The sequence below is a fragment of the uncultured Roseibium sp. genome (assembly GCF_963675095.2).
Taxonomy (GTDB): Bacteria; Pseudomonadota; Alphaproteobacteria; order Rhizobiales; family Stappiaceae; genus Roseibium.
This window is the reverse complement of the sequence record NZ_CAXXSJ010000029.1, coordinates 125,063-144,877: the sequence shown is the minus strand read 5'-3', so window position 1 is coordinate 144,877 and position 19,815 is coordinate 125,063. Positions and strand designations below refer to the sequence as shown.

Sequence of the window (19,815 nt, the reverse complement as noted above, 5' to 3'; positions counted from 1 at the left end):
GGGGGCTTAGAACAGAGAGAAATATTCGCGCTGTTCCCACTCCGAGACCGTCATCAGGTAACGGTCCCATTCGGCGTGCTTGATGCGCGAGATATAGGCGGACAGCTCGGGACCCAGTGTCTTGGGGTAGAAATCACTGGCATCGAAGCGTTCCAGAGCGGCGATCAGGCTTTTCGGCAGGTTGGCAGCGTCGCTGGTGTAGGGATTCTCGACGGGCGCGGGAGCCTGGAGGTTCCGCTTGATGCCGTCCTGACCGCTCAGGATCTGAGACGCCATGAAGAGATACGGGTTGGCGGTCGGTTCCGCAACGCGGTTCTCGATACGCGAGGCCTTGTCGTCCGGAGCCATCAGACCCCGGATCATGGCGCCCTTGTTGTCGCGGCCCCACTGAATCCGGTCGGGGGCGAGCTGGAACGGCTGGTAGCGCTTGTAGCCATTGACCGTCGGCGTGGTCAGCAGGCAGCTCTCGGGCGCATGTTCCAGCAGACCGGCGATCCAGTTGCCGGCAATCGGCGACAGACCGTCGACGGTCTCCGGCATCATCAGGTTCTCGCCGGTCTTGATGTCGACGATGGACTGGTGCATGTGCCAGCCGCTCGGAACGATGCCTTCCAGCTTCGGCCGGCACATGAAGGTGGCGTGCAGGCCCTTGCGGGCGCAGATCTGCTTGACGGCGGAGCGGAACAGGACGGTGTCGTCCGCCTGGGAAAGCGGCGAGGCCGGCTCGAAGGTGAACTCGCACTGGCTCGGGCCGAATTCCGCTTCCATCGAACGCACCGGCAGACCCAGTTTCTGGCAATCACGGCGCAGATCGTCCATGACGTCTTCCAGTGCGTCGTACCGTGCTTCGGTCAGATACTGGTAGCCGTGGGAAATCAGGCTGGTTTCCGGCGGTGTTGCCGGCATGCCGGAATCGGCGTGGCTGAGATGAGCGTTTTCCATGCGGAAGACGTAGAACTCGAATTCCAGGCCGCACATCATGGCGTAGCCGTCATTCGCCAGGCTTGCGACGGAATCCTTGAGGGCGGTGCGGACGCAGAACGGCATCTTGCTGCCGTCCTTGTATCGGACGTCACACAGCATCCAGCCGCTGTGCGGCGACCAGGGCAGGACCTTGAAGGTCGAGGGATCGGGAACGATCAGAACGTCGCCGGCCCCGGTCAGGTTGCCGGCGCCAAAGCCGATGTTGTCTTCCCATACGGGGAACACGGTGCGGTGGGAGGTGTCCTTCAGGAGCAGGGTCGAGGTCATCGCAAGACCGCTGCGGAAGGCCGAGGCCAGACCGTCGGCGACGATCGTCTTGCCACGCAAGACGCCGTGCTGGTCGGCAAAGGCCAGGCGGATGGTTTCAAGTCCTTCCGTCTTCACCCTGTTCACGACTTCCGCCGCGAGGCGCAGTTGCTCGTCGTCCAGCAACTCCTTGTCCGACCTCAGGTCGGCCGCTTCAATGGACCCGTCCGCCATACCCTCAAATCTCCTTTTGGCGTCCACTACTATTAACCGGCCGATGCTCCCATGGAAGCGCCGGCCGGTTGCATCCGAGCACTATCAGAGCTCGGCAGGCCACTCGCAGGCGGCACGACGCTTGGTATCGGCTTCCTTCCAGGCGTCCTGCCAGGTGTCGGTGTCGCCGATGGCGTCGATGGACAGCGGTCCGCGGATCTCTTCGACATTGAGGGCGCCGGTCCACATCGGCAGCTCATTGTCGTTGTTTTCCTCGATGGCCTTGATCGCCTTCATCAGCATGCGGCGGTAGCGGCTGATGGCAACGTCCGACTTGCCAAGATGTTCCTGGGTGCGGTCCTGGATCGCGCCCATGGATTCCACCGCCCACTGGTCGTGAACGTTGATATCGAGGCCCATGCCGGTGTAGGTCAGCTTCTTCTGTTCGTCCGGATCGTAGCCGTAGTTGTTCTGCTTGTTCTTGAGCGGAGCGTAGTCCGGAAGACGGTGCTCCTGCAGGCGCTGTTCGCGCATCAGGCTCTTGTTCACCGGATTGCCGAAGCTGGTGAACATGGAATACCAGTAGCAGTTCTCGTCATCGATCGGCACATGCCACTGGGTGATGGTCATCTCGTTGGACATCGGGATGCAGATGGCTTCCGGGAACACCTGGTTGGTGATGCGTACGTGCGTGCGGCCATTGTCCAGGTGACGCAGAGTGATGATGCGCAGGCCGTATTCGGTTTCCTCGACGTTGATATCCGGGCGCGGGTATTCGCGCAGGACCTGGGTCATCGGAATGTCGGTATCGGCCGCCTTGTCGCGGAACTGCTTGCCATAGCCTTCACTCGGATCTTCATCCTGCAGGAAGCGGTGCAGGAAGGAGGCGTGGACCGGGTCGATGCCGACTTCCATGGCCTGCAGCCAGTTGCACTCCCAGAGACCCTTGAACGCAAAGACATGCGAGTCCGGGGCCGCGAAGCAGTCGAAGTTCGGCATTGCCGGCGGCAGGCCCGGGCCCATGTAGGCGAAGATCATGCCGTTCTTTTCGACGACCGGATAGGACTTGGCCTTGATGTTCTTGTACATCTGGCTGCCTTCCGGCTCGCCCGGCTGTTCGACGCACTGGCCGTTGCGGTCGAAATGCCAGCCGTGGAACGGGCAGCGCAGGCCGTTGTCCTCGCAGCGGCCAAATGCCATGTCGGCACCGCGGTGCGGGCACTGGCGGGAGATCAGGCCGAGTTCGCCTTCGTTGTCGCGGAAGAGGACCAGGTCTTCGCCCAGCAGGCGGACCGGTACGACCGGCCGGGCGCCAACCAGTTCTTCGGCAAGAGCCGCAGGCTGCCAGTAGCGACGCAGGACTTCTCCCGCGGCAGTCCCCGGTCCGACGCGGGTGATTAGATCGTTTTGTTCCTGGCTCATCATGGCTGGGTTTCTCCTGAAGGCTGAAAAGAAGGATGGAACTTAAAGGACTGCCTTGGGAAGCGGTGTCTGCGCATCCCGGCAAAGTTGGGTATCCAGCGGCGTGGCCGCGGCGATGAATTTGCGGGCAGCCATGTGGTCTGCCGGCTTGTTGACGGAGAAGAGGGCGCGCAAGGCTCCGTTCTTCATCAAGAGAATGGAAAAGGCGCCGGTGTCCGGATCGCCCCGGACGATTTCCTCGCAGCCCGGTTCCAGGAGGCCTGCCATCTGGAACTTCAGATCGTATTGATCTGTCCAGAACCAGTTGGCACCAGGGGCCGGAATGGGCTTGTCGGTGAGGAGGGCAGCCAGGACACGTGCCTGATCGCTGGCGTTTTGAACGGACTCGACGCGCATGATTTCGTGGGCAAAAACGTTATACTGGCTGGCACAGTCGCCGATGGCGAAAATGTCGAGCGCACTCGTCCGGCAGACATCGTCGACCTTGATGCCGCCTGCCTGGCATTCGAGACCGATCTGCTCGGCCAGCTGCAGGTTAGCGAGCGATCCGATGCCGACCAGCGCCAGTTCCGTCGAAAGCCGTTCCCCGCTTTTCAGGCGAACGCCGGTCAGCTTTCCATTTTCCCCTTCGAAGGTGTCGAAGGGTTCCGCGAGACGGATGTCGACGCCCTTTGCCCTGTGATAGCCGGCAATCCAGTCGGACAGCATGGGAGGAAGGGCGCGGGCCAGAAGGCGGTCCTGAACCTCAATGACGGTGACATGCTTGCCGGCCTTGGCAGCGCTCGCCGCCACTTCGAGGCCGATGAACCCGCCACCGATGATGACGAGCCGGTCAACGGCCTCGAAGGCCGTCTTCAGCTTCCGGGCGTCGGCCATATCGCGCAACATGTGAATGCCGTCTAGGTCGGCCCCTTCCACAGGAAGCGGCCTGGCCGAGGCTCCTGTCGCAAGGACGAGCTGGGAATAGGGCAGGTCACCGCCGGTCGAGCGGAGTTTGTGCTCTTGGGTTGAAACCTCTTCGACCTTTACGCCCAACTGCAGGTCGATGTCCTGCGCGGCATAAAAGTCTTCGGCACGCAGGAGGATCTGGTCAGCCGTCTTTTCTCCGGACAGATAGGCTTTGGAGAGCGGTGGACGGTGATAAGGCAGATCCGTTTCGGAAGAAATCAGCGTTATCGGTTCCTGCCAACCGGACTGGCGCAGGGAAACGGCCGCCTGAACCCCGGCATGTGAGGCGCCAACGATCACCAGCGGCGCGCTCACGGCTGGACCTCAACCAGACTGTCAATCGCATCGTCCTTGCGATAGGATGTTCGGGAGGTGTCCGCCAGTTGAGTATTCGACAATAAGCTGGCTGCGCCGGCCCTTAAGCGGGCAGACGGTTTCTGTCCCCGGTCAAGGGCAGAGTTTACAATCGCATTCTCAGGCACAGATACTCTCTGAGGTTCTCTGGATGTTATTTTATTTATCAATTGTGCGATTATCGCACGAATTGTTTGATATATATCATTGAAGCTGTTTTTGGAGCCCCTGTCAATAACGCTGAATATGTTGTAGCAAGGGTCAGGACCCATTAATTTTGCTCATTCTGTTTGTCAGGGAAGGTTGGAATGAGCGTAAGAGCGAGTGCAGGACAGGTTTTTCCCTATCCAAGCTCGATTTTGCGGTCAGGCCGGCCTTCCCTGACAAACCCGAAGGGCGGGGCGTCTTTGCCTTCTGACGGCGTTAGAGACCCTTGAAAACCGAATGGTTTCCTGCGGCCCTCTGCCTTGTCAGCAGACAAAGCCACTCCCGCAGAATGTGCAAAATTAATGAGTCCTGACCCTGGGTCCGGTTGGAGGAAATATGCGTGCCGGATAGCGATGAGACGGGCCGTGCCAATGGGCGGCGTGAAATAACGGATCGGGACATCTCCCTGACTTTTGCCAAGGGAATGAGTGTGCTCCGGGCGTTTGACGCCGCGCAGACGCACCTGACCCTGCCGCAGATTGCCCGTGCCACCGGACTGGACCGCGCCATCGCGCGCCGTCTTGTGCTCACCCTCGTTCATCTCGGCTATGTGAAACAGGATGACCGGGTCTTTTCCCTGACGCCGAAAATCCTGGTTCTGGCCGGAGGCTTTCTGCAGGGGCGGCAATTCGGCAAGACCATTGAACCGGTCATGCGCAGCTTTTCCAGCCAGATTTCCGAAGCGATTTCCATGGCGATGATCGATGGCTATCAGGCCGTCTATGTGGCCCATGCCGGCGCCAAGGCGAATTCCGTCAGCATCGGCTTTACCGTCGGCTCCAAGGTGCCGCTGCTCAGCAGTGCCATTGGCCGGGCCCTGGTTGCGGCCTGTTCCTGCGATGTGGCGGAGGAGTTGATCGCCAACGCGCCGCTGGAACAATACACCGACGTGACCGAGATGGACCGCGCCGCCATTGCAGCGGATATCGCCGAGACGGCGAAGCGCGGGTATGCCTATGTCGACGGGGAGTTCGAGGCGGGGGTTGCCGCCATTGCCATTCCGGTCCGTCCGGATCAGGCGGAGCCTGCGGCAATCGGGGTCTCTGGGGATGTCTCTCGTTTCGAGGATCCTGCCGTAAGGCAGCACATCGTCGACACCCTCAGAGAATGCGCCAAGGTGGTTGCCGGGTTGCTCTGACCCCTTTTTGCAACCTATCTGCACATATATTCAGCATGATAAATTTTTTCGCATTAAATGCGACGTTTCATTTGACTCCCTCTTTTTGCCTGATAACGTTTGGGCTATAAAATAATATTTGTGCGATTATCGCATAAATTACGCGAATAGGTACCACAACCCAAAGCGGGGCTTTCCATGAGATCCAAACTTCTGTCCGCCACCCTTCTTGCGCTTGGCGTAACGGTTTCTGCCGCCAAGGCAGAGACGCTGCGCTATGCCCACTTCATGCCGGCCCAGAGCTGGCAGAACGAGAAAATGTTCCTGGATTGGGCCAAGGCGGTCAATGAAGCCTCCGACGGCGAGCTGGATGTCAAGATCTTCCCGGCGCAGACCCTGGGCAAGGCGCCTGCCGGGTACGACAACGCCAAGAACGGTGTCGCCGACATCGCCTGGACGGTGCAGGGTTACACGGCCGGCCGTTTCCCGCTGAGCCAGATCATGGAACTGCCGGGTCTGTTCAAGAAGGCCGAGGTCGGGTCCTGCGCCTTCCAGAAACTCTATGATTCCGGTGCTCTGGACGAGGAATACAAGGACACGCACGTCCTCTTCGTTCATACCCATGGTCCCGGCCAGCTGCACATGGGGCAGAAGCCGGTCAAAACCCTTGCCGACCTGAAGGGTATGAAGCTGCGCCGTCCGACGGCCGTGATCGGCACGCTCCTGGATGAGCTTGGTGCCGAGCCTGTCGGTCTGCCGGCTCCGGCGATCTACGAAAACCTCGAGCGCGGTGTGATCGATGGCTACATGATCACCTGGGAATCCGTGGTTGCCTTCCGTCTTGCCGAGCTGACCAAGTACCACACCGACTTCGGTTTCTACTCGCTTTCCTTCGTGACGACGATGAACAAGCGCAAGTATGACGCCCTGTCGGAAAAGGCCAAGGCCGCCATCGATGCCAACTCCGGCATGAAGTGGTCCCTGGTTGCCGGCAAAGGCTACGACGAAGCCGATGCGGCCGCCATCGAGGAACTGAAGTCCAATTCGGAAACCTACGAAATTCCGTCAGCGGAACTGGCCGAATGGCAGGCCGCCGCGGACCGTGCCAAGGAAATCTATCTCACCGAGCTGGATTCCAAGGGCCTGCCGGGCACCGAGACCTACGGCAAGATCCAGGGCTACGTGGAAGAGTGCCGGTCGGAACTGAACTGACCGTCTTGTTCTGATACCTTCAAATCATAGGTCCGGCGGGTCACTCGCCGGACCGTCTCTTTTTTCCGGAAAACGAACTCATAGGACGCGGGATGAGCTTTTCGGCACGTCATAAAGGCTTGATGTCCAGAGTGGCCAGGGGAGCCGTTCTGGGCTGTGAGGCCATCGCAATCACGGCCATTCTCGGCCTCTTTCTCGTGGTTGCGGTCAATATCTTCATGCGGGCGCTGTTCGACGCAACCGGTTCCGAGATCAATCTGATGATCCCGGGTGCCGTCGAACTCGCCAGTTACGCCTTGCTGATCGCCGTCTTCGCGGCCCTGCCGGCCGGCCTGGAAAACGGGCTCATCCGTGTGGATGTGCTCACCGGCCTGATGCCGGACGCACTTCAGTCCTTCCTGAACCGTTTCTGGTTCGTGGTCCTGTTCCTGTTCGCGCTTTCTCTTGCGTGGCTGTTTGCCGATCAGGTGATGGTCACCAGAGAGCAGGGGGAGGTGACCCAGGACTGGGGCATCCCGTTGTGGATCATCTATCTGGTGATCACGCTGGAATGCATTGCCTTTGCCATCGTCTCCCTTGCGGAGGTCATTGACCCGGTCATCAGTGCAGCGGAGCTCGGCTAATGGATCCGTTGACGATTGGCCTCATTTCCATTGCCTTGCTGTTTGTCATCGTCCTGATCGGGGCCCCGGTCGGACTTGCGATGGTGCTCGTTGGCGTGGGCGGTTTCGGCATGATTGTCGGCTTCGATCCGGCCTTCAGTGTGCTGCAGACCGCCGCCTTCGAAACCGCATCAAACTATTCCTTCACGCTCGTGCCGCTGTTCATGCTGATGGGGAACCTGATTTCCCAGTCCGGCATGGCCGCCGATCTTTTCCGCGGGGCAGAGATGCTGACACGCGGTCAAAAAGGCGGGCTGGGGGCGGCCGGTGTCACCGCCAGCGCGGTCTTCTCCACCGTGTCGGGCTCATCTCTTGCCACGGCCTCGACCATGACCAAGGTCGCCTATCCGGAAATGATCAAGCGGGGCTACGACCCGAGGCTGGCGGCAGGCTCACTTGCCGCCGGCGGCACGCTCGGCATCATGATCCCGCCCTCGATCGCGCTGCTTCTCTATGCGCTGATCACGGAGCAGTCGGTCAGCGACATGTTCCTCGCCGGCATCCTTCCCGGGATCCTCGCCTATGTGCTCTACGTGGTGACGGTCTTCATCATGGCCCGGATCTGGAAGGGCGAAAGCGCACTGGATCAGGACGAGATGTCATCGGGCTTGAGTGCCTGGATCGAAGCGGCGCGGCTGTTCGCTCCGGCCTTCTGCCTCTTCGGTCTGGTCATGGGCGGTCTTTACGGCGGCTTCTTCACGCCGACCGAGGCCGGTGGGGCAGGGGCGGCCTTTGCCCTTGTCTATGCGGTCTGGAAAGGCATGCGCTGGCCGGAGTTTCTGGCGGCACTCCGGGCGACGGTTGAGACCACCGCGACCATCTTCTTCATCCTGATCGGCGCGGAGGTCCTGGGCTTTCTGATTTCGACCTCGCAGATCTCCTTCGCCATGGTCGACTTCATGCGCGACATGGGGCTCGGCCCGTGGCAGGTGCTCATCGCCATCATGGTCTTCTACGTGGTGCTCGGCTGCTTCATGGAAAGCCTGGCCATGATTCTGCTGACCGTGCCGATCTTCTTTCCCGTCATCGTCGATGCCGGCTTCGACCCGGTCTGGTTCGGCATCATCGCGGTGGTCACGGTGGAGCTCGGCCTGATTTCGCCCCCGGTCGGCATGAACCTCTTCATGGTGAAGTCGGTGGCAACCGAGGTGCCCTTGAAGACCATCATGGCCGGCGTGATCCCGTTCATCCTGAGCGACATCGTCCGCCTGGCCATCCTGATCGCCTTCCCCGCGATCGTGCTTTTGTTGCCAGGGCGATTGTGAGGGAAGGGGCGATCGTGAGGGCATGATCGTTGACCGGTTGCTGCTGTCAGCAATGCCTTGGCATCTGACTGATCAACTGGCGGCTCATAACCCTTTTCGGGGCCGGGGTCCCAAAGAGAGCTGATTGGGACTTGTTCTCCGGCTTGCAATGGCGCGTGACCCTTGCCCGCAAATCCGTGCTCTTCAGTCCGAATATCGCTGATTGACGTACTGGGCTCCCTGACGTCATTTCATGTGATTATTGGAAAACCTCTGCCTCAGGAAGCTCCGTGTACTTCATGAGCTCAATCCGGGCGTCAGCGCAGCTTTTGCCGGCAAGGTCGGATTTTGCCTTCTCATGCAGGGCGTCCGCTATGTCCAGAGCCTCGGAATACTCCTCGTCTGAAAGGAAGTCGTTGTCGGAAAAAGCGCCGTTCCTGGCGCCCAGCTCGACTTTGACATCGGGACACTTGGCTTCAAGTGCCTCGGCCAAAGCATAGAAATATCCAAAGGTTTCAACCGATCGCAAATGTTCTTTATCCGCGGCAATTACGCTTCCCGCGTTCAGACCGGCCAGCACCATAAGAACCACTCGAAACTGCATTCGCTTCTCCATCGCTTTCGGAGTTCGAGATCTTAATTCGAGAAACAAGAAGGCACCGTAATCCGCCGGCAATGCGTATGGAACGCGCAATTTCAGTTGGCATTAAGGGCTTGAACAGGACTGTCCGGGAACTGGCGCTTGGTAACAACGATCGACAGCAATGGGGGCGATGTGGTCCTTCAACGTGACCGGAGGAAGGTCTATATGGGATGTCGCATGATTACCCCCCCCTCAACCCAGGCATGCTCCATGGCTTCAATCACCCAAAAGGAAATCACGGCGGCAAACCGGGCCGCATGGAACGCTTCGGCGCCTTTGCACGCAGAAGGGGAACAGTGGGAGCAGCTTCTTGAAAGAGCGGCTCGCCCGGGTTTCTCGGTGCTCGATCCAGTCCTGACCGCCATTCTGGATGGACTGGGCCTGAAGGGGAAATCCGCCGTACAAATCGGCTGCAACAATGCGCGTGAGTTGATTTCGCTCGCATCCTTTGGCATCCGCCCTGAAATGGGGATCGATCAGGCGAGCGGTTTCCTTGCTCAAGCCAGGCAACTCGCTGATGCCGCTGGTCTCGATATCCGCCTGCTTGAGGCGGATATATACGACCTGCCTTCGGATGTCGGTCCGTTCGACCTCGCACTCATTACAATCGGCGTTCTTAACTGGATGCCCGACCTGCCGGAGTTTTTTCGTGTGACTTCCGGGATGCTCGCACCTGGCGGACGGTTGGTCATCTACGAAACGCACCCGTTTCTTGAGGTTTTCGACCCGGCAAGCTCCACGCCATTCGAGCCTGCCTTCAGCTATTTCGAGCGCCGCCCGCAGGAAGTAACCGAAGCGATTACCTATGACGGCAAGGACCACGGTGAAGGTGAGACGGGATACTGGTTCATTCACCCGCTCGGCGAGATCGTTACGGCCTGTGCCCAGGCAAGGCTGGGTATCGTCGAGTTGAGGGAATACGGGCACACCATCCGTGAGCCGGAGTATGATCTTTATGAAGGCCGTCCTGCACAGATTCCGATGAGCTACAGCCTCGTGGCTCAAAAGCTGATGAGTGCCAAAGGGTGACAGCCGCCACGCGTGGCCAGCGCGGCATTGAACACTGCGGGCTCGAAGTGGGGTCTCGCCGCATCTGAAACCTAGACCAAAACGGGCGCGGATTACTCCGCGCCCGACTTGAGTAAGTATCTTTGGACAATCAGGCGGCGGCGCTGGCCTTGGTCGGCACTTCCGAGATCGTCTTCAGCACCTGCGAGGCGATCGCATAGGGGTCGCCCTGGGAGTTGGGGCGGCGATCCTCGAGATAGCCCTTGTAATCGTTCTGGACGAACGAGTGCGGCACGCGGATCGATGCGCCGCGGTCGGCCACGCCGTAGCTGAACTTGTTCCACGGCGCCGTTTCGTGCTTGCCGGTCAGGCGCATGTGGTTGTCCGGACCATAGACATCGATATGGTCATGCAGGTTCTTCTCGAACTGCGCCATCAGCTTTTCGAAATAGTCCTTGCCGCCGACGGTGCGCATGTACTCGGTCGAGAAGTTGCAATGCATGCCCGAGCCGTTCCAGTCGGTATCGCCGAGCGGCTTGCAGTGGAACTCGATGTCGATACCGTACTTCTCGGTCAGGCGCAGCAGCAGGTAGCGGGCCATCCACATCTCGTCGGCCGCCCTCTTGGAGCCCTTGCCGAAGACCTGGAATTCCCACTGGCCCTTGGCCACCTCCGCATTGATGCCCTCGTGATTGATGCCGGCCTCAAGGCACAGTTCGAGGTGCTCCTCGACGATCTCGCGCGCGACATCGCCGACATTCTTGAAGCCGACGCCGGTATAATAAGGACCCTGCGGCGAGGGGTAGCCGTGTTCGGGAAAGCCGAGCGGGCGGCCATCCTTGTAGAAGAAGTATTCCTGCTCGAAACCGAACCAGGCGGTATCATCGTCGAGGATCGTGGCGCGCGTGTTGGACGGATGCGGGGTGACGCCATCGGGCATCATCACTTCGCACATCACCAGTACACCGTTCTTTCGGGCCGGGTCGGGATAAACCGCGACGGGCATGAGAACGCAATCGGAGTTGGAACCTTCCGCCTGCAGGGTGGAGCTGCCGTCGAAGCCCCAGAGCGGCAAATCGTTGAGTGTGGGGAAGTGTTCGAATTCCTTGATTTGCGTCTTGCCGCGCAGGTTCGGCACCGGCGTGTAGCCGTCGAGCCAGATATACTCCAGTTTGTACTTTGTCATCGAAGGTTCTCTCGTCAATGTAAGTTTCGATTACGAGTCCGACATGGCCCCGCCGGCGCTCTACGCTCCGTTCGCAGTCAGTGCCTGCGTGGAGCCCGGCAATAAACGTGCCAGCTTGCAAGCGTCACGCGGAATTAATGTGCAACATGCAAGTCGAGAGTAGAAATTAAGTAATATTATCAAGGAATATGAGTATCAATTCCGAAATTTCTGCCTTAATTCCAGTCAGGTTGAAATATTAAGCAATAGAGCGATCGCATCTGCAAAACATTTCGGCATCGTCTGGCGGGCAATAAAAGTGATTATAATTTATGCAAAAATGCGTTTTTTGCAGTTTTTTTGTGCAGCGGGTATTTGGATTGCCCCGAAGCAGCGTTATTTTGGGGTGGCGCGTCAAAGCGCGGGATCGAAGGAGAATAACAATGACAACAGCAAAGATCTTGCAGTTCCCCATCGGTGGTCGTGCCGCAAAGGCCAGCCAGCGCTCGTATTCATCTGAGTTCGAACGAAAAGCGTCGTTCGCTGTCGAAATGCCACGCATCGCCGCTGCCGCCCTGGATGGCGCCTGGTATCACGAACAGGCGGTGAGCGAGAACGACACCGAGAGAAAACACTAGAAAATTCGATTGGTTGCCGGTTGGACCTGACCGGCCCATTGGATCCGTATCTGTCGCATGAGAAATGCGAGCCGGGCTCACGCGGCCGGTTTTTTGTTCGTCGGCATTGCGTGACAGGATTGCACGCAGCGCCGCGCTTGACAGTCAGGGCGAGTGACAACGCTGTCAGACGAATTCGGACTCGTCTCAAACAGGGCGATAAGATGGCCGCTTGTGCCGCGCAGAGGTCAGGCCACTCGTATAACGCGTAAGTACAGTTGGCACTTAGGGCTTGAGTGGGAATATCCGGGATTGTCCGGCAATTGGCTGTATTCTGCCGGTCGTAGCCGGATCAGACCAAAACTAGCGCGCAACTTCATTTGGCACAAAGCAGGGCATTTTGAGGTGACGCATTTTGTGGCGCCGAAACAGACCTTGAACTTTGTAAAGGCAAGCGGCGGCAATGCGGCCAGAACTGCCGTTCGTTTCGTTATCCCGATGGTCTGATTTCAGGCGCTTTGCTTCACTAGCCTTCTCTGGAGATAGTCGGAAAATTTCCCAGCATAACGTTGCTGGAGTTCAGGGATCTTCCAATCCCTTCCGGTCACCTGACCCCGGCAGCGAGGTGCGCCGCAGGCGCAATCCATTTCCCAGTCATCGTCATCGCCAGTCGCGTAGTCAAAGGTGAGCTCTTCGCCGGGATCAATATCGCGCATGGCACGAAACGCAATTTGCCCGACGATCTGCACGTTGGGGTCGCATGAGTGATTGAGACACATCATCGACGCTTCCCGCTCTTCCTGCGTCACAGGCCCGATGAACAAATGATCGTCGATCTGGATTTCAGCAGGACCAAGCGTCTTGGCGAGCTCGTCCCTCTTCTTCCGGTCAAAGACGTGACCGCCTTTCACGACTACGGTTTCGCCCGCCTGTATTGATGCGACGCAGAATAAGCCCCGTCCTTCAATTTCACTTCCGCGTTTTTCGATCTTATCCGAAAACCAGGTTGTCAAAGCCTACCTCCTTTCACATCGTGCAGCCGCCCCTATCGTTATTATGCGACAGCCGCGTGACAGGGAGCTTCTGGCACGGCCGTGCAACAAATATTCTCACAAGCAGACGTCCATGCTGCGTTTAGCATCCGTCACTCTGGGCTCAAATCAGGCTTTCGCTGCATCTGAACCCAAGGTCAGCAATCAAATTTTCCGGAAATGTAACGCGCAAGAACAATTGGCATTAAGGGCTTAAGCGGGACTATCCGGGATTATCCGGTAATTGGCGGTTTTCTGCCGGTTGTGGCGGGGTCAGGCCAAAATGGGCGCGCAACTTCATTTGGCACAAATGGGGCAGTCTGCGGTGGCGCTGTTTATGCTATCTGAAATTGCTCAATGAAATCAACCATCGCGCAAATTCAAGGAGGCAACTAACTCCAGCCTGGAACAATGAATTGCCACCTTGTCATTATTTGGCGGAAAACAGCCGCTAATGCTAACTGTTTTGCTGAGCACCGTCTTTGAGAGGTGGCAACTTTCACAGCACCGAAGCAGACGTTGCGCTTTGCAACACTGATCGGCGGCTATGCGGACAAAACGGACGTCCAGCCAATTGTAGAATTAGTTTAACCTCGTCTGGAACCAAATTTTGAAGTATGGCAATTTAGATTTCATACTAAGGCCGATTGAGTTCGTGCAGCCGCAAATCTAGCCCGAGCGTGGTGGTCAGGAACTTGCTGAGGCCGGGGTTGCGGGCCCCCGCCAATTTCGTTTCGGCACGAAGGAAGCCCGGCTTCCATCTGTACCCGTAAGTCACCTCATCCATGTTGAATGCCAAAAGAAGGGGAGTCGTGGGCAATTGAGCGGTCACATCTGTGACACGGTATGCTTCGTGCAGAATGCCGTTTGTTCTCACGTGCAGTTGGGTCCGCTTTGCTGAAATCGTGTCTGCAAGCAGGCTGAAACCGACTTCCGAATTCTCCAGGCCCTGCTTCACCAAGCCATTACTAATGACGACGTCGGCCTCGGACAGAGTGACTTCCTTTGTGACGATACAAAATCCTTCATTCGCCGCGCGCTTTGCCAATTCTTCGTTCTTGATACGGTTCCGCCGTGGCTCGCCCCTGATTTGGATCCAGCGTGCCTCGGAAATTCGAACCTCGGGACAATCCTCTTGCCGGACCAGTCGATAGAGCGTTCCGGTCGAGGAAAGATTGGGAGTTTCCGGAAGTAAGCGCGTTGTGAATAGTGCAACACCGTCTGCAATGTCGTTCAGAAGAACCCGCAGACAAAAATCCCCACAACCGTGAAGGCTGCTGACTTCAGCATCACTTCGGCTGGCCACCACCAATGCCAGGATTTCCGGTTTAACGGGTCGTGGCTGATGTGGATTATCACCGGACACGAAGTCACGCGACTGTTCTTCAAAATGAAATCTAACCCACTGCGGGATCGCATTTAGGAGGATGAGTGTCAGAAGCAAGCCGATGATCCTGCGAGCCCAGCGAGGCAGAAGTATAAACGGCCTTGATACCAGCCAATACACAACAAGTGTAAAAAACAGCGGCGGAGCCCAGAGCAATAGAAGGGCAGGCAAGGCCAGAAAGATCCACACAAACCAAGAGAACGGACTGAGCACGAAGAAATACAACAGAACGTAGGCAATCAGAGACCCCGCCCCCGATACGGCCAGGAGGACGTTGAAGAGTTTTGAATTCGCGCTCAGCAATCTGTCAAACATTTCGCCAATAGATTGCAACCCGCTTAAATTGCAGTTAAATCCGCGAGGCAAATGGAGGACTACACAACTTCCGCTTTGGGCTCGAAGTGGGTTTTCGCCGCATCTGAAACCAATGGCAGCAACCGCAATTTTCCGGAAATGTTTCACAATGTCGACTATGCGAATGCAGCACCGTTAAACTCACGGACTACCCACGCGTAGACGCACTCGTAAAGAACGAGATGTCACTGCAAAAAATTTTCAGGAAAATGGTAGCGGAGGACCGCTACCGCCGATCCCCACACCTACCGAACATATGCTATCGCCTCCGATTGTTCTCTCGGAACTTGGAGGCTTAGCGATCCCCCGATTGAAGTGATCCGCCTTAATGTTCAGGAGGCAGGGGATCGGAAATTCTGTGAAGCAATCAACCCTGGAGGAAATTGTCTCCGCGGCTACGTTTTCTCCTGCCGAATTCCATTAAAGGCCCGAGTTTCAGGCGACCGTCTCACCGGAAATTGGATTAACTAGCGTTCCAATCCCCTCGATCTCCACCTCGCATACATCGCCGGGGCGCATATAAAGCGGAGGTTTGCGGGAAGCGCCTACGCCGGACGGAGTTCCCGTTACAATCAGGTCACCGGGTTCAAGGGTCATGCTTGCGCTGAGAAGTGAAACAAGGTCGGCGACACCGAACACCATGTCGTCAATCCTGGCGCGTTGCACCACGTTGCCGTTGAGCCTGGTTTCGAGCGTCAGCCCGAGGCAGCCTTCGGGAAGTTCGTCCGCAGTAACGAAGGCTGGGCCGAAACCGCCGGTGGCGTCGAAGTTCTTGCCGACAGTCCACTGGGGCGTCAAATGCTGATATTCCCTGACGGACCCATCGTTGAAGATCGAATAACCGGCGACATAATCGAAGGCATCCTGCCTGTCGACTTTGAAGCAGCTCTTACCGATGACCGCGACAAGCTCACCTTCGAAATCGAGCGTATCGGACATGTCCGGGCGGACAATCGCCGCCTGATGGCCGATGAGGCTGCTTGTGAAGCGCGCGAAGACCGTGGGGTACGTCGGCTGCTCATAGCCCGATTCCGCCGAATGCTCGCGATAGTTAAGACCAACGCAGATAATTTTCCCGGAGGCGGCGAACGGCGGCAGATATTGAATATCGCCTCCGATACGACCGCCTTTCGACAAGGCGTCCGCCAGGCGCTTCAATCCGTCTGATCCCTCGGCAATCGCCCTGTCCAGATTGCAGGTGTAGCGAGGATCGGAAGCCGTAAAGCCGACCAGTTCGCCCTTGTTGTCCAAGGCAAGGCCTTCTTCCCCATTTAGCAAAAAACGTACGAACCTCACCTTTGCGTCTCCTTATGTCTTTCGAAACTCGATGGCGGCATATTAGATCTAAAAATATATTTGTAAATAATAAATATATTTTTTTGTTTTGTAGTGTTCCGCCGGTTTCCGGTCGGAAGATAAACCCCGGCCGGTATATCCTTTGCGGCACTGGTGCACCGTCGGGCTGTTGCGAATTTCCGTTCGTCTAGGACGGCCGGGGGCGCGCAAAGGCACGCCGCAGGTTTATGAGACGCCGTTCAAGGTCAGTGCTGTCGAGAAGCCCGACCATGGCAAGCACGAAGCCAACGGTGATGCCGTGAACATACGGTTCGACGTTCAGGGCCGAGAGACCCGACCGCAGAAGACAAAGAACCAGAACGCCGCCTGCAATACCAATCGGGTGTCCGCGCCCGCCGGAAAGGGATACTCCGCCAATGATCGCGGCGGCCGCTGCCGGTACCAGAACATCGGCAAGCGCGGTAGGGGATGCAGTCGTCAGGCTGAAACTGAGCAAGCCGCCGGCAAGCGCCGCAGCCGCCCCGGAAAAGGTCATCACCAGTATGGTGATCGATTTCACCGGGACACCGGCGATAGCCGCAGCCGCCGGATCGCTGCCCGAGGCGATAATGTCCCGGCCCAGGCGGGTCCGCGACATCACAAGGCCAATGACGGCGAAGATGGCAATGGCCACAAGGGCGCGAAACGAAAGGACATCGCCAAGGGTGGCATCGATAAATTGAGCCACATCGGGACGCGGGTAGCCCAGTTCCCGATTTCCGGTGATCACATAGGCGAGACCGTTCAGGATCAGCAGGCCGCCGAGCGTCACTCCGATCGAACTCAGGCGCAATGTCGTTATGATCGCGCCTTGAAGCGCTCCGAAAACGGCTCCGAATCCGACGGCCAGCGCGATCCCGAAAAGAGGATTTCCGGCCCCGCAGAGCACGGCTATGCAGCCTGCGAGACCCAGCATGCCCGCAACCGAAAGATCGAAGTGACGGATCACCATCGTCAGTCCCAGCGCCAGGGCGACCGGCCCCAGAACCGCGAACTGCTGCAGAATGCTGAACATCGTTCTTCCGCTGAAAATCTGCGGACCACCCAAAATGCCAAGCGCCAACGCGATGACAGCAAGAAGCAGAAATGCCCGGGCATTTCTGTTTTTCAAAAATGCGCTCATTTTAAATCTCCCGCGCGCCACTGCAGCATGATGACGAGAAGTACGACGACGCCGATGAGCAGTTGCTGAAGTTCGATCGAAAACCCGCGCAGGATCAGAACCGCCTTAAAAATGGCGATCAGCATCGTTCCGATGAAGGTACGCAGCACCGACCCGTTTCCGCCCTGGATGGCAGTTCCGCCGACCAGAACGGCACTGATTGCCTGGTATTCAAAACCCGTTCCGTGCTGAAGGTCGCCCGAACCGTAGCGGGAGGCGATCAAAACGGCGGTTACGGTGGTAAACAGGCCGGCAAGAGCGTAGGCCCATGTGACAGTACGCCATGGTTCCATTCCCGCTGCCAGCGCCGCGCGCGGATTGCTGCCGAGCAGGAAAACCTGGCGACCGAAGCGGGTAAACCGCAGGATCGCCTGTCCGACGAGGGCACAGGCGGCAAAGGCCATCAGCGGTCCCGGCACGAAGCTGAAATTGGTATTGAAGATTTCGGCGTCGTTGGTCGTGATGTAGATGCCCCGCCCACCCGTCAGCATGGTGAACACGCCAAGGATCAGTGCGAAGGCCGCCATGCTGACGATGATGGGATTGGCCCGAAAATAGCCAATGACAAGCCCCTGCACCGCATTGATGCCGGCACCGAACAACAAGGCACCGGTCACGGCGGCCGCCGCGCCATAAGGCAGGAGCCAAACGAAAACGACGGTCGTTGCGGAAAGGCTCGCGCCAAGACTGAACGACATGATGTTGCCGCTCATGGTGACAAATGTCATGCCGACGGCAACGCACCCCACCAGAGACGCTGTCGACAGCAGCGACCGGAGGCTTGTCGGTGACAAAAAGCCGGGGGTGGTGACCGCGAAGACGGCAAGTGCCACGACAATGCACCAGCGAAACAAGGTAGAAGGGGAAGGCCAGAGCCAGTCGAGTTGGCTAGTCATTCTGCCGGGATCCGATTGCAAGGCATTTGGCGCCTGTGTGTTATCTGTCATGACATCACCGGATGGGTTACGTCGGCGACGATCTGGGGCATGGTGACTTGCCCTGCGTGATAGGTTTGAACGACTTTTCCCCGATAGAGGGTGACGATCCGGTCGCCGATGCCCAGAACCTCGGAAAAGTCGGTAGATGCGATGAGCAGCCCGTAGCCCTGATCGCAGAAATCGCGCATGAGCTGATAGATTTCCGCCCGCGCGCCGACGTCTATGCCGCGGGTCGGTTCAATCATCACGATGACCCCGGGCTTGCCATGGTCTATGCAACGGCCGAAAGCGAGCTTCTGCTGATTGCCACCGCTCAAGGTGGACGCAACCGAAGCGAGGCGCCTCCGGTCGAACCTGATTTTCTCGGCCAGCCGGGCGGCTTCTTTTTTAAGCGCCCCCGGCGACAGCACACCGGCAAGGCCGCGTGCATCCAGGCGGGTCGCCACCAGATTGTCGGTGACACTCAATCCGATGAAAATCCCTTCTTCCGCCCGGTCGCCCGAAACGAAACGGATCCCGAGTTTCTTTGCCTTTTCCGGAAACCCGGGCTGAAGGCGGCGGCCGTTGACCGAAATGTCTCCTTCGGCTTCGACAAGCATTCCGGCGACAGCGTGCACCACGTCTTCGGCCCCGGACCCGACCTGTCCTGTCAGGCAGACGATTTGGCCGCGCGGCACAACCAGGTTCAGCTTGTCGACAGCCCCAGGGATATTCAGATTGGCAATCCGTAGTGCCGCCGCTTCACCGGAAGCCGGCTTGTGCGTGGGGTACATTTCCTCGAACGGTCTGCCGAGCATTGCTTCGATCAATGCCTTCCGGTCGAGATCGGAGACGTTTGCCGCCAGGACTTCGCGACCATTGCGCATCACGGTGACGGTGTCGCAGATCTCGAAAACCTCTGACAGCCGGTGGGTGATATAGAGGATCGCGTGACCTTCCCGTTTCAGTGCCTTCAAGGCCTGCATGACCCGCTCGATTTCGGAGTCGGAAAGTGTTGCGGTGGGTTCGTCGAGAATAAGTATCCGCGTGTCGCGCCCGAGCATTCTTGCGATCTCGACGATCTGCCGTTCGCCCGTGCTCAGCTTCGCCGCCGGCTGGTCCAGATCGATATGCGCCGCGCCGAGCATCTCCAGCGTTTTCCGCGCCCGGTTGCGAAACGCCTTCTTGCGGTGGAACATCGGCACTTCGATCGACCCCAGCCAGATGTTGTCCAGGACCGACAGATCGGGGCAGATGCTGAGCTCTTGAGAAACCAGATTGAGGCCGACTTCCTGTGAGTCTCTCGGACTTTTGATGTGGACGGCGCGACCGTCTATTTCGATGTTTCCCGTGTCGGACTGGAGAATGCCGGTCAGGATTTTGACCAGCGTACTCTTGCCGGCACCGTTTTCCCCGCAGACCGCGCGGATCTCGCCGGCCTCGAGTTCGATGGCCGCATTCTCCAGTGCCTGAATGTGTCCGAAACGCTTACTCAAATTTCGGGCATTCAGGACTTTGGGTGGCACTGCCGGCGTTTGCATTTCATTCAAGGCTGCAGTCGCGGCGATCATCGGCGCCTCCATGCCG

The 19,815-nt window shown here is 58.2% G+C and carries 17 protein-coding genes; 6 read left to right on the top strand and 11 right to left on the bottom strand.

The annotated features are described in order from the left end of the window. Positions 1-6: 6 nt before the first annotated feature. The 3 genes from ABIN98_RS11820 to ABIN98_RS11810 form a co-directional block, all read right to left on the bottom strand. Entirely contained in the window at positions 7-1,464 is a 1,458-nt protein-coding gene (locus ABIN98_RS11820) for a glutamine synthetase family protein (RefSeq protein WP_346910193.1), read from the bottom strand. Positions 1,465-1,548: 84 nt separating this feature from the next. Further along, entirely contained in the window at positions 1,549-2,868 is a 1,320-nt protein-coding gene (locus ABIN98_RS11815) for an aromatic ring-hydroxylating dioxygenase subunit alpha (RefSeq protein WP_346910191.1), read from the bottom strand. 39 nt (positions 2,869-2,907) lie between these two features. Continuing rightward, a complete protein-coding gene (locus ABIN98_RS11810) occupies positions 2,908-4,128 on the bottom strand; it encodes an FAD-dependent oxidoreductase (protein WP_346910189.1) in 1,221 nt (406 codons plus the stop codon). A 586-nt stretch (positions 4,129-4,714) separates the two neighbouring features. On the opposite strand from ABIN98_RS11810, the gene ABIN98_RS11805 reads away from it, so the two are divergent. The 4 genes from ABIN98_RS11805 (at position 4,715) to ABIN98_RS11790 (ending at position 8,630) form a co-directional block, all read left to right on the top strand. After that, positions 4,715-5,512, top strand: a complete 798-nt coding sequence (locus ABIN98_RS11805; protein ID WP_346910187.1) for an IclR family transcriptional regulator C-terminal domain-containing protein — start codon at positions 4,715-4,717, stop codon at positions 5,510-5,512. A gap of 177 nt (positions 5,513-5,689) precedes the next feature. Then, the gene (locus tag ABIN98_RS11800; protein WP_346910185.1) at positions 5,690-6,703 is read left to right on the top strand and encodes a TRAP transporter substrate-binding protein; all 1,014 of its coding nucleotides are present in this window, start codon (positions 5,690-5,692) and stop codon (positions 6,701-6,703) included. A 92-nt stretch (positions 6,704-6,795) separates the two neighbouring features. Beyond that, complete coding sequence (locus ABIN98_RS11795) at positions 6,796-7,326, top strand: TRAP transporter small permease (RefSeq protein WP_346910183.1); 531 nt, start codon at positions 6,796-6,798, stop codon at positions 7,324-7,326. Further along, positions 7,326-8,630: a TRAP transporter large permease gene (locus ABIN98_RS11790; protein ID WP_346910182.1), complete on the top strand. Its 1,305-nt coding sequence runs from the start codon at positions 7,326-7,328 to the stop codon at positions 8,628-8,630. The genes ABIN98_RS11795 and ABIN98_RS11790 overlap by 1 nt, the downstream gene beginning before the upstream one ends. A gap of 238 nt (positions 8,631-8,868) precedes the next feature. Here the strand turns inward: ABIN98_RS11790 and ABIN98_RS11785 are convergent, their stop codons facing one another. Then, positions 8,869-9,213: a hypothetical protein gene (locus tag ABIN98_RS11785; protein ID WP_346910181.1), complete on the bottom strand. Its 345-nt coding sequence runs from the start codon at positions 9,211-9,213 to the stop codon at positions 8,869-8,871. Between the two features lie 138 nt (positions 9,214-9,351). Between ABIN98_RS11785 and ABIN98_RS11780 the strand changes: the two genes are divergently transcribed. Beyond that, on the top strand, positions 9,352-10,281 hold the full coding sequence (locus ABIN98_RS11780) for a class I SAM-dependent methyltransferase (protein ID WP_394701487.1): 930 nt from the start codon (positions 9,352-9,354) through the stop codon (positions 10,279-10,281). A gap of 130 nt (positions 10,282-10,411) precedes the next feature. Here the strand turns inward: ABIN98_RS11780 and ABIN98_RS11775 are convergent, their stop codons facing one another. Next, complete coding sequence (locus tag ABIN98_RS11775; RefSeq protein ID WP_346910178.1) at positions 10,412-11,446, bottom strand: glutamine synthetase beta-grasp domain-containing protein; 1,035 nt, start codon at positions 11,444-11,446, stop codon at positions 10,412-10,414. Positions 11,447-11,868: 422 nt separating this feature from the next. Here ABIN98_RS11775 and ABIN98_RS11770 point away from each other — a divergent pair, with 422 nt between their 5' ends. After that, the gene (locus ABIN98_RS11770; protein ID WP_346910177.1) at positions 11,869-12,063 is read left to right on the top strand and encodes a DUF2735 domain-containing protein; all 195 of its coding nucleotides are present in this window, start codon (positions 11,869-11,871) and stop codon (positions 12,061-12,063) included. 488 nt (positions 12,064-12,551) lie between these two features. Here the strand turns inward: ABIN98_RS11770 and ABIN98_RS11765 are convergent, their stop codons facing one another. The 6 genes from ABIN98_RS11765 to ABIN98_RS11740 all read right to left on the bottom strand — a co-directional run bounded on the left by ABIN98_RS11765 (position 12,552) and on the right by ABIN98_RS11740 (position 19,724). Next, positions 12,552-13,055, bottom strand: coding sequence for an SET domain-containing protein-lysine N-methyltransferase (locus ABIN98_RS11765; RefSeq protein WP_346910175.1), 504 nt, complete (start codon positions 13,053-13,055; stop codon positions 12,552-12,554). Positions 13,056-13,710: 655 nt separating this feature from the next. Further along, positions 13,711-14,775 carry a hypothetical protein gene (locus ABIN98_RS11760; RefSeq protein ID WP_346910173.1) on the bottom strand — a complete coding sequence of 355 codons (1,065 nt, stop codon included), beginning with the start codon at positions 14,773-14,775 and terminating at the stop codon, positions 13,711-13,713. Positions 14,776-15,249: 474 nt separating this feature from the next. Further along, complete coding sequence (locus ABIN98_RS11755) at positions 15,250-15,972, bottom strand: fumarylacetoacetate hydrolase family protein (protein WP_346910171.1); 723 nt, start codon at positions 15,970-15,972, stop codon at positions 15,250-15,252. A 325-nt stretch (positions 15,973-16,297) separates the two neighbouring features. Beyond that, positions 16,298-17,164, bottom strand: coding sequence for an ABC transporter permease (locus ABIN98_RS11750; RefSeq protein WP_346910169.1), 867 nt, complete (start codon positions 17,162-17,164; stop codon positions 16,298-16,300). Positions 17,165-17,268: 104 nt separating this feature from the next. Continuing rightward, on the bottom strand, positions 17,269-18,207 hold the full coding sequence (locus ABIN98_RS11745; protein ID WP_346910167.1) for an ABC transporter permease: 939 nt from the start codon (positions 18,205-18,207) through the stop codon (positions 17,269-17,271). A gap of 47 nt (positions 18,208-18,254) precedes the next feature. Next, positions 18,255-19,724: a sugar ABC transporter ATP-binding protein gene (locus ABIN98_RS11740; RefSeq protein WP_346910165.1), complete on the bottom strand. Its 1,470-nt coding sequence runs from the start codon at positions 19,722-19,724 to the stop codon at positions 18,255-18,257. Between the last annotated feature and the right edge of the window lie 91 nt (positions 19,725-19,815).

Coding starts and splice junctions, on each gene's coding strand:
- ABIN98_RS11820 (WP_346910193.1), bottom strand. CDS start 1,464: ATGGCGGACGGGTCCATTGAAGCGGCCGACCTGAGGTCGGACAAGGAG.
- ABIN98_RS11815 (WP_346910191.1), bottom strand. CDS start 2,868: ATGATGAGCCAGGAACAAAACGATCTAATCACCCGCGTCGGACCGGGG.
- ABIN98_RS11800 (WP_346910185.1), top strand. CDS start 5,690: ATGAGATCCAAACTTCTGTCCGCCACCCTTCTTGCGCTTGGCGTAACG.
- ABIN98_RS11795 (WP_346910183.1), top strand. CDS start 6,796: ATGAGCTTTTCGGCACGTCATAAAGGCTTGATGTCCAGAGTGGCCAGG.
- ABIN98_RS11790 (WP_346910182.1), top strand. CDS start 7,326: ATGGATCCGTTGACGATTGGCCTCATTTCCATTGCCTTGCTGTTTGTC.
- ABIN98_RS11785 (WP_346910181.1), bottom strand. CDS start 9,213: ATGCAGTTTCGAGTGGTTCTTATGGTGCTGGCCGGTCTGAACGCGGGA.
- ABIN98_RS11775 (WP_346910178.1), bottom strand. CDS start 11,446: ATGACAAAGTACAAACTGGAGTATATCTGGCTCGACGGCTACACGCCG.
- ABIN98_RS11770 (WP_346910177.1), top strand. CDS start 11,869: ATGACAACAGCAAAGATCTTGCAGTTCCCCATCGGTGGTCGTGCCGCA.
- ABIN98_RS11760 (WP_346910173.1), bottom strand. CDS start 14,775: ATGTTTGACAGATTGCTGAGCGCGAATTCAAAACTCTTCAACGTCCTC.
- ABIN98_RS11750 (WP_346910169.1), bottom strand. CDS start 17,164: ATGTTCAGCATTCTGCAGCAGTTCGCGGTTCTGGGGCCGGTCGCCCTG.
- ABIN98_RS11745 (WP_346910167.1), bottom strand. CDS start 18,207: ATGACTAGCCAACTCGACTGGCTCTGGCCTTCCCCTTCTACCTTGTTT.